General features: G+C 69.2%; 7 protein-coding genes and 2 pseudogenes. 5 read left to right on the plus strand and 4 right to left on the minus strand.

Annotation, left to right across the window (positions count from 1 at the left end):
- Window positions 1-102: 102 nt before the first annotated feature.
- The 4 genes and pseudogenes from ACFTZL_RS10870 to ACFTZL_RS10885 all read left to right on the plus strand — a co-directional run bounded on the left by ACFTZL_RS10870 (window position 103) and on the right by ACFTZL_RS10885 (window position 6,484).
- Window positions 103-465 (plus strand): CATRA system-associated protein, encoded by a 363-nt coding sequence (locus ACFTZL_RS10870; protein WP_382580280.1) that lies wholly within the window; start codon window positions 103-105, stop codon window positions 463-465.
- Window positions 449-2,029 carry a CATRA conflict system CASPASE/TPR repeat-associated protein gene (locus ACFTZL_RS10875; RefSeq protein ID WP_382580282.1) on the plus strand — a complete coding sequence of 527 codons (1,581 nt, stop codon included), beginning with the start codon at window positions 449-451 and terminating at the stop codon, window positions 2,027-2,029. The genes ACFTZL_RS10870 and ACFTZL_RS10875 overlap by 17 nt, the downstream gene beginning before the upstream one ends.
- Window positions 2,030-2,115: 86 nt before the next feature.
- On the plus strand, window positions 2,116-5,571 hold the full coding sequence (locus tag ACFTZL_RS10880) for a CHAT domain-containing protein (protein ID WP_382580284.1): 3,456 nt from the start codon (window positions 2,116-2,118) through the stop codon (window positions 5,569-5,571).
- Window positions 5,572-5,673: 102 nt separating this feature from the next.
- Window positions 5,674-6,484, plus strand: a pseudogene (locus tag ACFTZL_RS10885) (IS5 family transposase).
- An 85-nt stretch (window positions 6,485-6,569) separates the two neighbouring features.
- Here the strand turns inward: ACFTZL_RS10885 and ACFTZL_RS10890 are convergent.
- From ACFTZL_RS10890 to ACFTZL_RS10905, 4 genes and pseudogenes are all read right to left on the minus strand, one after another.
- Complete coding sequence (locus tag ACFTZL_RS10890) at window positions 6,570-7,100, minus strand: hypothetical protein (protein ID WP_382580286.1); 531 nt, start codon at window positions 7,098-7,100, stop codon at window positions 6,570-6,572.
- 2 nt (window positions 7,101-7,102) lie between these two features.
- On the minus strand, window positions 7,103-9,358 hold the full coding sequence (locus ACFTZL_RS10895) for an amidase domain-containing protein (protein WP_382580312.1): 2,256 nt from the start codon (window positions 9,356-9,358) through the stop codon (window positions 7,103-7,105).
- Window positions 9,359-9,385: 27 nt separating this feature from the next.
- Window positions 9,386-11,221, minus strand: a pseudogene (locus tag ACFTZL_RS10900) (DNRLRE domain-containing protein); the annotation flags it as partial.
- 237 nt (window positions 11,222-11,458) lie between these two features.
- Window positions 11,459-12,457, minus strand: coding sequence for a lysyl oxidase family protein (locus ACFTZL_RS10905; protein ID WP_382580288.1), 999 nt, complete (start codon window positions 12,455-12,457; stop codon window positions 11,459-11,461).
- Here ACFTZL_RS10905 and ACFTZL_RS10910 point away from each other — a divergent pair.
- Entirely contained in the window at window positions 12,373-13,809 is a 1,437-nt protein-coding gene (locus ACFTZL_RS10910; protein WP_382580290.1) for an FAD-binding oxidoreductase, read from the plus strand. The two genes, ACFTZL_RS10905 and ACFTZL_RS10910, sit on opposite strands and share 85 nt — an antisense overlap.
- Window positions 13,810-13,820: the final 11 nt, after the last annotated feature.

The following is a 13,820-nucleotide window of genomic DNA, read 5'->3' on the forward strand; positions in this document are numbered from 1 at the left end:
GCCGGTGGCACCACCCGCTGAAACAACGTCCACAGGCCCTCCGGCACCATCCGCTCGGGAAGCCGACAGTGCCCGCCTCCCGCTCAATTACCCTCTGGAGGTATGGAATTGCCGGAACAAGGGGCTGTCGCGGCGAGCAGTGCCGAGGACTACGACGAAGCCGCAGAGGCGGTGGCCGGGATCACCGGTCTGGTGCTGACGGCGACGGGGTGGGAACGTGTGAGGCGTGCGCTGGACCGGATGGAGAGCGCGATTGGGTCGGGGAACGCGGACGTTCTGAATGCCGCGACGGGACAGCTGGAGCTTGCGACGCCCGTCAGGATCCGAACACCGCTCGGCGAGGAGGGCGAGCCCGCACCGCACGACGTGCTGGAACGAGCCAACCGGCTGGTACACGCGTTGCGCAGCGAAGCCGGGGATGGCGATCGCGTGGAGGGTGAGCCGACCGGTGACGACCCTCACTGACCAGTCCCTGGTCGTCCATTTGTTCACCGCCACGACCGGACGGCGTGCTGCTGTGTCGTACCGGCGGCTGCGCGGGGCGTGGGAGGCGTTCGGGACGGATCTCGGTATGACGCTTCCCGTAGCGGCGACCGGACTGCCCGACGTGCTCCCCGAAGAGCTGGCGGGTCTGCCTGCGACTGCAGGACTGGGGGCGCGGCGCAGCCGCGACGGTTTGTCGCAGGCGATCCTGCGACGACAGCATGACCTGTTGTGCCTGTCGGTGGCGCTCTCGCCCGCCGCGGCTGCCGAGGCGTCGTGGGCGGAATGGGACCGGCGATGGGCGCAAGTCGTCGGCACGACGGGAGAGTGGGCCGTCGGCGAGGCCCGGCTCCTTGTCGCCTACTGTGCCGCGGATGACGGGTCCCCCGTGAACACCCAGCTGATGGAGGAGTCGATCCTGTCGGGGCTGTCTTCTGTCGATCCGCTGCCGCGTCTGGGGCACGGTGTCGACGTGGTCCGCCCGCCGGTCACCGTGTGGGAGACGGGTGACACCTCCGAGACCCGACAGCTACGCCGGTTCGTCGCTGTTGCCGTCGACCGTGGGAGCGAGCCGCAAGAAGTCGAGCGCTGGCTCTGGAGCCAGGGGGGCAGCGCACCGCCGGCGTTCGTCCGGTATCTCGCCAACGCGGCCAAGCTCCGCTATGAGATCAGGGTGCGCGCGACGCACGACAGGGATCCGGGCTCCGACGTGGGAGCGATCGTGGACGCCGCGCTGGCGGTTCTGGATCGGTCCCCGACGGTCGACGAGTCACAGCCGGACGCACGCGGCGACGAATTGGCTTTGTGGCGCAACCGGCTGCTGGCGCTGACCGCCGGCTCCGCCGGGCTCACCCAACGGATCACCCGCTTGAGGGAGATGCGCGCCACCGCACAGATCGCCGAGGCCAATATCCGTGTCCTGAGGGACGATGCCGGGGTGTCCGCCGATGGGCCCGGCGTGTTCGCGGAGGACATCGCTCTGGCCGGCCGATTCGTCCAGCACCTGGCCGACGAACTGGTCTACCTGGAAGCGGACCGGGAACGCGCACGAGATGCGCTGGCGGCTGTGGCGGCCGAGGCGGAGCATGCCGTGCAGCGGCGCCGGGAGATCGTCCAGGACCGGGCCGACGCCCTCCAGCGGCGGCAGAACGAGACGAATCTGATGCAGACGGCTCTTCTCGGCGCCGTGCTGATGGTCCTGGCCGCCGCGCAGACCTTCGAGTACCGGATTCCCCTGCTACCCCGTCCCGCGATTCCCGCCCTCATCGCACTGCTCGGCGCGGCCGCCCTCCTGTTGGGCAGCATGGTGCTGTGGCTCGTTGTCCCGTCGCAGACTGCTGGACAGGGCCGCGGACGGAGGCGAGCCGGCGCTGTGTTCGCCGGCTTGGTCGGCGCCGCCGCAGGCTGGCTGGCCGTCACCGTACTCATGTACGCAGTCACCGGCAGGGCCTCGCCGGTCGTGCTGACGCTGGCTGTGACAGTGCCTGCATTCGGTTGTGGATGCTTCATCATGCACCGCCGCCTGTACACAGGTGACCGAAATTGACCGGTGGCGACCCAAGTCGGCTGAGAGATCCTGGTTCGCCTACCAAGGTACTAACGTTCTTCTGCTGAGTGTGCGGAGGGAGAAGCATGCGGGAGGATCCCGCTGCGGCCGTTGCCGCGCGTGTCCGCCGATTCGAGACGGAGAGCGACCTGTCGGCGGTACTGGAACCGGAGGCGCTGGCCGATGCCCGCCGACTCGCAGAAGCCTTGCGGGACAATGAGGTCGGTGACCCGAGAACCACGCTCGGTTCCCTGTACTGGTACAGGTCGTGGGCACTGCAGCGCGAGGGTCGCCCGAACGACGAGGAAATCGAGGCAGCGGTACAGGTCCTTGTGCCGTGCTTCGTGGCGGGCGGCATACCGCTGCCCGAGCTCCTGCTGCCTCTGATCGCCCGTGCCGCCGTCCCCGTCGCGCTGGCTATGCTCCAGAAGATGCGGGAAGAGGCGGGCCCCGATTTGTGCGCCGTCGTTCCGGGCCTGTGGGGCCGCATTGTGGAAGCCACGCCCCCCATGGTCGGCGCATCCCGTGCCTTCAGCTTGGCCAAACTCAGTGAAGCCCTGCTGCTGCGATTCAAAAAGGAGGGACGCAAGCCCGATCTCGAGGCAGCGATCACCGTCGCCCGGGAAGCCGTGCAGCAGGTCTCCTCCGAGGATCGCAACCGGGCGGGATACCTGCACGCCCTGGGCGAGGCAATGCAGGCACGGCACGAGGACACGGACAGCCGGGACCCACTCGGCGAGGCAGTCACCGTCTTCCGCCAAGCCGTACGGACTGCGCATCCCGACGACCCGGGCCGGCCGATGTACCGGGCCCACCTAGCGGACTGCCTGCTGGACCAGTTCCGCAGAAGCGCGACGGCCGAGAACCTCAACGAGGCCATTGAGGCGCATGCGCTGGCAGTGCACCCCGCACACCTCGACAACGGCGATCCAGCGCGGGCCAGGCTGCTGGGCAACCTCGGCATGCTCCTGCGGGAACGCTTCGAACGTACCGGGGAGCCCGGGTATCTCCACGAGGCCGTCGCGGTGAGCCGTAGCGCGCTGGAGGCCGCCCCCGAGGACGCCCTCTTCCGGGCAGCTGTCCTGACGAATCTGGGAGCATCCCTGCGGAACCAGTTCGGCATCACCGGCCGGCAGGAACTCCTCGACGAGGCCGTTCCCCTGCTGCGCGAGGCGGTGAGCCTGATCCCCCGTGAGGACTCCGGTCGAGCGGCATGTCTCTCCAACCTGGGGGCAGCGCTCGGTGACCGGTTCGTACGCACCGGCGCGCAGGCCGACCTCCACGAAGCGATCGAGCACCTTCGCGAGGCCGTCCGGAGTGTCACGCCGCCGAGCGGGGCCGGGCCGCAGGCGAGTGTGTTCTGGTCCAACTTGAGCGGGGCTCTGAGGAGGCGCTTCGAGCGCTTCGGTGATCCGGCGGACCTGGACGAAGCGATCGAGACCGGCCGGCAGGCCGTCGGCCTCACCCCCGACGGTGATACCAACCGGGCCATGCACCTTTCCGCCCTGGCCGCCGCTGTCGGCCATCGGGCCGAAACACCCACCAGCCGGCCGTCCGATCTGGAGGAGCTGGTCGACATCTGCCGCCAGGCCCTTCGCGCGGCGCCTCCCGGCCACCCCCTCCACGTGCTGTGCCTTTCCAACCTCAGCGACACCCTCCGCCTCCAGCACCAGCGCACCGGCGGGGAGTCCGGCAGCCTGGACGCGGCAGTGGAAACGGCCCGAGCGGCAGTGCAGGCCGGAACCGAAACCGATCCCTACCGGGTCGTCCACCAGTACAACCTGGGGCGCGCTCTCCAGATACGTGCCCAGGAAAGCGCGGACCCCGCGGACTTGGACGCGGCGACAGAGGCTTTCGCCGCCGCATCGAACACCGTCGGCGCCCCGGCCTGGAGGATCAACGCAGCAGGTTCGGCCGCAAAACTGGCCCAGGACCGGGGCGACACCCGTTACGCCGCCGAGCTCCTGGAGAACGCCGTGCGTCTGCTTCCGGACGCCGTCCCGCGGCGACTCACTCGTGTCGACCAGCAGCACGCCCTGAGAAGCCTCTCGGGACTGGCTGGCGATGCCGCTGCGCTCGCCCTGGCCGCCCATGGTCAAGCCGGCGCCGCCCGCGCACTGGGGCTGCTGGAGCAAGGCAGAACGGTGCTGCTCAGTCAGACTCTCGACACCCGAAGCGACCTGACGGACCTGCGGCAGCGACATCCCGCTCTGGCGGCCCGCTATGCAGAGTTGCGCGACCAGCTGCACGCCTCCGGGGAACCCACGCACTTCGGCAGCACGGCGTCGGCAACGAACTCACCGACACACGTGCTCCTCGACCGGCACGGGCTCTCTGCTCAGTTCGCCGAAACCGTCGGCGAGATTCGCGGGCTCGACGGCTTCCACACCTTCCATCTCCCGCCCGAGACAGAACAACTCGTGCAGGAGGCGTACCACGGTCCCATCGCGGTACTCAACGTCAGCCCGCACCGCAGCGACGCCATTCTCGTGCGGACACAAGGAATCACCAGCATCGAACTGCCCTCGCTCACTGTGGAAAAGGTCAGCGAAAAGCTCTTCCAGTTCCACACATCGCTTGCTGACGTCCACGATCCCGGCCTTGGGCAAGACGAACAGAACCGTGCGCAGGATGCGCTGCACGATGTCCTGGAATGGCTGTGGGAAGCGGCTGCCGCACCTGTCCTCGAACGGCTGGAGATCCTCGGATCACCGTCGGAGGGAGCGGCTTTGCCGCGGATTTGGTGGGTCCTCGCAGGCCCGCTCGGTCTACTGCCTATCCACGCTGCCGGCCGCCACCGACAAAGGACCGGCCACACCGCCATGGATCGCGTCATCTCCTCCTACACTCCAACGATCCGCGCCCTGAGCCACGCGCGACGAGCGACCCCACCAACGGCTCCTCCTGGAAAAGCTCTGATCGTGGCCATGGCGAGCACAACCGGGGCTCACCCGCTGCCCTACGTACGCAGCGAAGTCGAGAACCTCAAAAGGCGACTGCCTCAGCACGTCGTCCTCACCGACGATCCAGGTACCAGCGCGGAGCACACACACGATGCAGTAGCCACCGCGGCCAATGTCTTTGCTCACCTGGCCGACTGCTCCATCGCACATTTCGCCTGCCACGCTGTCAGCGATGCCGCGGACCCTTCTCGCAGTGGCCTACTGCTCCATGGGCACCGGACGACCCCGATGTCCGTCGCCGATCTCGCCTCGGCCAGCCTGATCCACGCTCGGCTGGCCTATCTCTCGGCGTGCCGAACCGCGCTCACGGCAGACCTCCGCCTTGTGGATGAGGCGATTCACCTCACTTCTGCGTTCCAACTCGCCGGCTTCCGCCACGTGATCGGCACTCTCTGGGAAGTGAACGACAGGCTGGCCGCCCGGGTCTCTGAGCGCTTCTACGCGAGTCTGCTCGACCTTACGGACAGAATCGAAGACGACAAGGTCGCCACCGCGTTGCATCACACGATGCGCGCGCAACGCGACAGGTACGTCGATACGCCGTCCCTGTGGGCAGCCCATGTCCATGTCGGGCCGTGACCCACTCTGCGAACTCCAGGACATGTGCGGTTGCCCAGCGAACCGGCGAGCCCAAGTCAGGGCACAACCGGATGCGCTTCGATCTTGCGGCAGTCTGGGGTGATGACTGCTGCGCTTGTCGAGCGGATGGTGCCGGAGGGCCTGTGGACGTTGTTTCAGCGGGTGGTGCCACCGGCGCCGGTCCGTCCTCAGGGTGGAGGGCACCCGGCGGCGAGGGGACCGTGAGGTGCTGGCCGCCATCATCTTCGTGGCCACGTTCGGGCTGCACCTGGAATCAACTGCCGCCAGACTTCGGGCTGTCGGGCGTGACGGCCTTTCGCCGGTTCACCGAGTGGACCGAGGCCGGAGTGTGGGCCGAACTTCACCGCCTGGTCCTGGATGAACTCGGTGCCCGGGGCGAGCTGGACTGGTCACGGTGCGCGATCGACTCGGTCAGCGTCCGGGCCCTCAAAGAGGGCAGCTGGCGGGACCGAATCCGACCGATCGTGGCAAGAAGGGATCGAAAATCCACCTCGTCGTCGACCGCCGGGGCCTGCACCTGGCGATCGGCATCTCCGCAGCCAACCTCCACGACAGCCAGGCTCTCATCCCACTGGTCCGCGGCATCCCGCCCATCCGCTCACGTCGCGGCCCTCGACGCCGACGGCGCGCCAAGCTGCACGGCGACAAGGGCTACGACTACCGCAACCTTCGGCGCTGGCTCGCTTCCCGCGGCATCCAGCACCGCCTTGCCCGCAAGGGCATCGAGTCGTCCCGGCGGCTAGGCCGGCACCGCTGGGTGGTGGAGCGGACCGTGTCCTGGCTGTCCGGGCGCCGCCGCCTCCACCGCCGCTACGAGCGCAAGCCGGAACACTTCCTCGCCTTCACCGCCATCGCCGCGACCCTCATATGCCACCGCAGACTCACCAAGTGAAATGACGTCTAAGGCACAGTGCGGAGGACCGCACCCCGGTCGATCGGAGTGCGGTCGTCAAGAGGTGGAGCGAGGCAGGTACCCGTCAGTCCTCCGTCGGGGCGCCGGAGGTGCGGGAACCGGAGCCGCCCGGCTTCGGCGGGGCCCATGTGGGCTTGGCCTTTGCCTCGGCCGGGTCGGGCTCGGCGAGAGTGAGTCCCCAGGAGTCGTCCTCGCTGATGCGGGCCTCGATCTCCTTGATCTGGCCGCTCTTGGCGAAGTAGAGGACCACGACCTGTCGCACGGAACCCTCGTCGTAGAAGTCCGCGGTCACGTCGTCCTTGGCGGCGGCGCCGAAGGCCTTGACCCAGTTGCGGGCCGTGGCGTCGGCCTGCTTGTCGTCGACGGCGAGTGCCGCCAGCCCGTCGGTGTCACCGTCTGCGAGTCGCCAGACGGCCTTCTGCACCGTCTCGAGGCTTCCCGCGGAGGGGTAGCCGACGACCTTCAGGGGTTGGTGATTGCTGTAGTCGGTCTGATACGTCAGGGACTTGTCGTCCGACGTGCAGCCCGTCAGAAGTCCGCCCGCGACGACGCCGGCGGACAGTGCGAAGCGGGTGAGCCTTGTTTTCCGTGTCATGGTCAGGACCTCGCCTTCGGGCGGAGGATGGTGACCCGCTCGATGTAGTTGGGCTTGCCGCGGTACCGCAGGATGGCAGCCGCGAGGCTGGTCCTGTTCGAGCTGCCGTGCTGGAGCAACTGGAGTCCGTGCCGCTTGCGTTCGACGATGGCCACGTGGTTGTAACCCCGTTCCTTCTTCCACTTGAAGAGCACGAGATCTCCCGGCTTGGCCGTGAGAGCCGTGACGTGCTTGGCCCCGCGGTAGCGGATCATGTGCCGGCGGAAGTTCTCGGCGGCGGCCCAGGTGTAGCTCTTGTTCTTGATCTTGCCGAAGAGGTAGTACTGCTGCCACCAGGCGCGGTCGTGCTTGCGCCCGCCGTGGCGGGTCTTCATCTTGCCGCCGTAGTAGAGCGCCTTCGACACGAAGTTGGTGCAGTCCTGGCCGTACTCCCAGCGGGTTCTGACGTTCCGGGAGGCCCACTTGACCGTTCCGGAGCCGGACACCTGCGCGGCGGCGCGCTTGACGCGCAGTGCCGACTGCTGAACGGCCGGTGCGGGTTCCTCGATCGGCAGGCCGTCCACGTCGAGCGCGATCGGCTCGTCGGGCACCTCGCTGATGGGACCCAGTGAGTCGTCGGTGGTCTCCAGGCCGTTGGCGGCCGTGGCCGACGCCGCGAGCACGGTTTCCGCCGCAGGGGCGTCCGCCTCGACGTGGAGGATCGGAGCGCCACTGTTGGTGCTGAAGGTGAAACGCTGCTCCCGACGTCCCTCCTCCGGTTCGCCGCCCGAGCCGTCTGAGCCGCTCGGGTCACCCGCGTCGCCCGGGTCCGTCAGGCCTCCGCCCGTCAGTACGGCCGAGTCCTCGAGGACCGCGCGCAGGAACACCGTGCCGCTGTCGTCGACCCCGACCAGGACGTCGGACAGCTTCGTCGTCATCTCGGTGTAGCGCTGACCGCGCTTGGCCAGTACGTCCCTGGCCTCCGCGAGGTCCGCGGCCTGGGCGCCGAGCAGGTCCTGGAACGCGGCCCCGCGGGAACTCGCCGCGAGAGCCGCTGCGGCGGTCGGATGCTTGTCGGTGAGGATAGCGCTCCGGGCATCGACGTACTGCTGCACGATCTCCCGGTAGGTTGCCGCGCCACCCGGAGCGGCCACGGGGGCGAGTGCTTCCGACGCCGTGCCGGGACCACTGCCGTGCGGGGTACGCGCCGTCACGGTCACCCGGTGGGCGGTGCCGTTCTTCAGTCCGTCCACGACGATGTGCGCGTCGCGCGTGGTGGCCCTGGCGGCTTCGCTGCCGTCGGCCTTCGTGACGACGACGGTGTACTCCGCGCCGTCCGCCGACGAACCCAGGTCCAGCGGCGGGTTCCAGGTCGCCAGGAGTCCACCGTCACCGGCGGTCACGCGCAGGTCCTGCGGGGCTCCGGGCGCGGTGGGTGCCACATAGGTGATGACGAGCTGCGGCCGCTTCGCCGCATCCGTGCTGCGGCTCGAGTGGTAGGAGACGGACGACGCGGTGTCGGCGGCGGGAAGACGCACCGCGAACCCTTCGCCCGCCTGATCGTCGATCCAGGACTGCACCAGAGGCGCGAGGTCCTGGGTGTCGGCGAGCGCGGATTCGGTGAACGGGGCGTCGTCCAGCACATCCAGCAGGCCGGTTCCGGTGCGCGGAGAGGCCCAAGGGTCGTACAGCTGGTACATCTCGACCGGCCGCTGCGCGCAGGTTGCGGTCCCGCATTCGGCCGGAGTCAGCACGAGCCGGGCCCGGGTCACCCTGGCGCCCTCCGGCACCTTGCCGAGGTCGGGCTTGAGCCAGGCGGCCCGCTCATTGTCGGCGCCTCCGCCCAGCGTCAACCGGCCGTCAGTGACGGCGGGGCAGCCGCCGTCGGCACAGGCCTTGGTCCCCACCGGCGCCGTGGCGTCATCGAGAGAGGGGCCGGTGAGCGTGACGGACGTGGTGTCGGGTGCCTTCGGGTCGCCCGCGTCGGTAGCCGTGAACTCCTGCTCGTAGGACCAGGCCGAGCAGCCCCGGTCGGTGCAGGAACGCATCGCCCAGAGGTACGGCGTCCCCGCGCGCAGTGCGCCTTGGGGGACGCGTGCCGCCGCGCGCTGCCCGCTGTCCACCCAGGTCTCCGGGACCTGCACCCCGGCGAGCTGCTTCCCGTCGGCGTCGCGCAGGACGAACTCGGCTCGTACGCGGCCCTGCTCGGGGCTGGACACCAGCCCGGACAGCAGGGGGGTGAGGGACTGCGTGGCTCCGGACTCCAGCCCCTGCGGCATGTCGGGCAGACCGCCGGGACGGCGCCCGGTGGCGACCGTGAAACTGGCCCAGTCGGACCAGGCGAGGTTGTAGTGCGTGCCGTCGTAGGGGCTGGTGCGGAACCGGTAAGTCGCACCGTCCTTGAGCGTGCCGTCCGGGACGGTCACGGCCGCGGCGCGCCCGGAGTCGACCTTCGGCGAGACGAGGTAGTCACCCACCCGCTTACCGGTCGCCGCGTCGACGATCTCGAAGGTGCCGGTGACGCGGTCGCCGTCCTTGTCGGAGAACGTGTCCCGCAGTGTCGGCGTCGTGGTGTTGACCTGCCAGGTGCCGGAGGCGTCCCCGGTGAAGGGCGGGCCGGCCTGGCGGTTGTTGCCCGACCGCGGACGGAAGTTGTACGTGACCGTCAGCTTGGGCGGATTGCTGGTGGCGTTGGCGGAGTTGACCCGCTTCCACTGCCCGACGACGGACTCGTCGGCGGCCCTCAGGCCCATGCTGGACTGCGGCGCCTTGGAGGAAGCCCACGTCTGCACGAGTGAGGTCACGTCGGCGTTGATCCACCCGGCTGCGCCGCACTTCGGGTTGCCCTTGGTCTGGGTGGACGTCGCGTGCCGGGTGTGCAGGGTGGGCTGGGACGTCCAGCGGCTCGAGACCGATGCCTTGTCGGCCGACCAGACCGTCCAGGGCTGCGGCTTGCAGTCGGTGTTGCCCGAGTGGAAGTTCCACAGACTGAGCTCGGCGTTCGTCACCAGGGCGTCAGCGAGCGGGGCCGTTCCCCAGGTGATGAAGGACCGTGCGGTACGCGGGGTGCCGTCGGCGTTCTTGGTGCCCGGGTTGCCGAGGTCCAGCTCGGTGTCGGTGGACCAGTCGCGGGCTTCTCCCTGCTGGACGTAGGTGTCGAAGACGTTGCTGAGGACGGACGTCGAGGGGTCGACCGTGACCGGGTACCGCGTCGCGGGGTCGGCCAGGAATGCGGCGTCCGGCGTGACCACGAGGTCGATCGAGGAGTCGTGCTGCTTCACCTGCATCGCCACCGGCACGCGGCGGGTGTGCTCGCCGGACCGTTCGTCGACGGTCGCGTCCCACATCACCGGGGCGGGCATGACGGCCCGCTCCTGGCCGGTCTCGCGGTCCGTGAACAGCACGCTGCCGTCCGGCTGTTGCTTTGCGCGCAGTCCTTCCGCGCGCAGCGGAAGGGTGTAGCCGTAGTCCTTCGTGGACGGGCGGTGCTTGATCTCGACGTACTGCTCGAATCCCGTACGGGTGGCTTCCACGACGACATCGGCGCCCGGGACGGCATCGGGGTAGGTGGCGCGGCTGCCGTCCAGTTCGGGGTGCGGCAGCCCGCCCTTCCACTGGAGGGTGACCTGCTGCTCGCCCTCGCCGAGGGTGACGAGGTCGCGCGCATCCGCCGTGCGGGTGGCGCCGAGGGAGGAGGCGAGTGTCCCGCCCTTGCCCGCGAGGGTGAGCGAGGCCGGGTGCGCCTTGGGCGCTACGGTGCCGTCACGGCGTTCGGTGAGATCCGTGTCGACGGTGACCCAGCTGCCGTTCCGGTCGAACCGTACGGGGCCCGCGGTGAGTTCGCTCGTCAGGGAGCCGTCCTGATTGACCCAGGTGGTGGACGTCTCGGTGCGCTCGGACAGCGCCTCCACCCGCTTGCCGGAACGCTTCGCCTCGGTGAGGGCCGAAGGCACGTCGGGAGCGGAGAGCTTCCCGGCGGGCGCATCCACGGCGGGTGTCGCCGCGACGGCCGGCCGGGGCGTCGTCAGGAGGGCCCCACTCAGCAGAGTCAGGGAGAGGGCGAGGAGGGCAATGGTGCGGGGCAGGCGTCCGAGCGTGCGCGAAGTGTCCCGTTCCCCCGGAACGGGTGGCGATATGTGCATGGTGAGCATACGACCCTTGGTCAGATGGTCATGAAGCGATGAAGAAGTCGTAAAGCTAATGCCTGGCTGATGTGCACACATCACCGAGAGGCTGATTTGCACCGCTTTGATCATGGAAGGGGTGCGGTGGGCTTTGTCACGGGGGAGTGAGGGAACCTCAAACGCTCTGTGCCGTCCGGCATGACCGCGTCCCCGCCCTGATCCCGAGCGGGGACGTCTTCCCGTCGCGCAGTGAGGTCAGTTGGCGTTCACCAGGTCATGCGCCGGCACGGTGACCGTCCGCTTCCCCGGCTCGCCGCCGAGCACGATCTTCCGCAGGGCACTGTTGTTGTCGAGGTTGGTTTCCTTCAGCCGCTTCTCGGGGTTGGCCAGCACCTGGATGCGGTAGGTGCCGTTGGGCACGCCGGTGATGTCGAACGATTGGCCCGGCAGGTCCTGGGTGTACGTGTCACCGGTGCCCGCCGTCCAGAACCAGCAGCCGGCCGAGGTCGGTCGGTAGACCTTCGCCCAATACTGGGATCGCACTGAATCGTCGGTAAGCCATACAGTCCACTCAGCGGCGGGCACGCGAACGGGCGTTGGGTCGCCGATACGGGAAAGCTGCCGTACGGGTCCCCGGAGTCGTCGGGGTTGGCCTCGACCTCCGAGCGCTCTTCTTCCTGCGCTTCCCAGGCCATTTCCTGGTACTTGCCGTCGTACGGGTCGTACGGCTCCCGGGCCGCGTCGGCCATGTCCGCCCGGTAGACGGCCTCCGACTCGGCGTCCTCGGCGGCCCGCTCCTCCGGAGTGAGCGCGGGGCGCGGCGGGCGTCTTCCTGCTCGCGCTGCGCCTGGCTCCGAGCGCTGCAGTAGTCGGCCCAGACGTGCACGGCGTCGTTGGGTCCCAGCAGCCGCACCAGCCCCCAGCCGCCGTCGAGGCTCTGGTGGCCGGCCGCGCGGGCGCGTCGGCCGCCTGCACACGCTGCGGCGGGGGGGCGCCGCTGCCGCGCCACCCGTCGCGGCGGGGGCATTTCCTCCGGTGGAGCGGGCGATTGCTCCGTATTAGAGTGAAATGGTCCGCATCATTCAGGGCACCGCTTTCCGACGCTCCGGGTGCCGATGACGTCCGTTGCGTCGCGACGTTCCGATTCCTTCGCAGCGGAGATGGTGACCATGGCGCGGGACTCCGTGTTCCACGCACCGCGGGCCGGTTCCTCGGCCCCGACAGGCGCAGAGACCCCCTCTTGGGACGGCGCACCCGCCGCCGGGAGTTACGACCCGGCGGCGGTGGACTGGGAGGGCCTGCGCGGGCGGCTCGAGGGGACGTTGCTCCGGCCGGACGATGTGGGATTCGACGACGCCCGCAAAGGCTTCAACCCGCTGCACGACGACCATGTTCCGGCCGCGGTGGCGCAGTGCGCGTCCGCGGCGGATGTGGCTGAGGCCGTGGTGGCCGCGGGCGGCCGGGTGCCGTTGGCGGCGCGCAGCGGCGGCCACTCCTACGTTGGGTATTCGGTGCCGCACGACGGCCTGGTCATCGACCTGCGCCGGATGTCCCAGGTCGACGCCGCCGAGGACGGCAGCGTGACGGTCGGGGCCGGCGCACCGCTGCGGACCGTCTACAGCGCCGTGGGGCAGGCCAACCGCTGCCTGCCCGCCGGATCGTGCTTCACCGTCGGCATCGCCGGCGTCACCCTCGGAGGCGGGATCGGGGTTCTGCAACGCAAATTCGGCCTGACCTGTGACCATCTGACCGCCGCGGAGGCCGTCACCACCGACGGCCGCGTCCTGACGGCCACGGCGGCCGCTACCCCCGATCTCTTCTGGGCCTTGCGCGGTGGCGGAGGGGGCAACCTCGCCATCGTCACCCGCTTCACCTTCGCCACCGACCCCGCCCCCGCCCTGACGGTCTTCGTCCTCACCTTCCCTGAGGGCAAGGTGACCGAGATCCTCACCGCCTGGCAGCCCTGGATCGCCGGTGCCCCCAGGGAAATGTGGGCCAACCTAAACATCTCCGGTGGCAACCCGCCCAACTGCCGGGTAGCTGGCTGCTTCGTCGGCCCCAGCACCGCCTGCTACCCGCTACTCGACGACCTGATTCTCCGCGCAGGCGTCGTACCCACCCGTCGCAACATCCAGGACCGTGACTATTTCAACGGCATGCGCTTCTTCTCTGGCAGGCCCCTCCGCGAGTCGTTCGTCGCCTCCTCGCGGATCCTCACCACCCCAACACCCGACCCCCAGGCCCTGACGCGCCTGCTCACCGGCCGGACTGGCACCAGCCTCATCTTCGATCCGCTCGGCGGCGCGGTCGCCGACACTGTCACCGCCCAGACCGCCTTCCCGCACCGCGACGCCTTCGCCACAGCCCAGATCTACGCCTCCGCCACCACGGCCTCCGAACCTGACGTCACCCGCAATGTCGCCGAGATCATCGCCGGACTCGGCGCTTTGGGTATCGGTGGTGGATACGTCAACTACATCGACCCCGACCTTCCCGACTGGCCCACCGCCTACTACGGCCCCAACCTCCCCCGCCTCCGCTCCATCGCTCACGACTACGACCCCGACCACCTCTTCGACTTCCCGCAAAGCCTCCACCACGCCTGAACCAGGTGGGG

The organism is Streptomyces sp. NPDC056948 (assembly GCF_042674225.1).
In the GTDB taxonomy this organism is placed as follows: Bacteria; Actinomycetota; Actinomycetes; order Streptomycetales; family Streptomycetaceae; genus Streptomyces; species Streptomyces purpurascens.

Coding starts and splice junctions, on each gene's coding strand:
- ACFTZL_RS10870 (WP_382580280.1), top strand. CDS start 103: ATGGAATTGCCGGAACAAGGGGCTGTCGCGGCGAGCAGTGCCGAGGAC.
- ACFTZL_RS10880 (WP_382580284.1), top strand. CDS start 2,116: ATGCGGGAGGATCCCGCTGCGGCCGTTGCCGCGCGTGTCCGCCGATTC.
- ACFTZL_RS10890 (WP_382580286.1), bottom strand. CDS start 7,100: ATGACACGGAAAACAAGGCTCACCCGCTTCGCACTGTCCGCCGGCGTC.
- ACFTZL_RS10895 (WP_382580312.1), bottom strand. CDS start 9,358: ATGCCGCAGGGGCTGGAGTCCGGAGCCACGCAGTCCCTCACCCCCCTG.
- ACFTZL_RS10910 (WP_382580290.1), top strand. CDS start 12,373: ATGGCGCGGGACTCCGTGTTCCACGCACCGCGGGCCGGTTCCTCGGCC.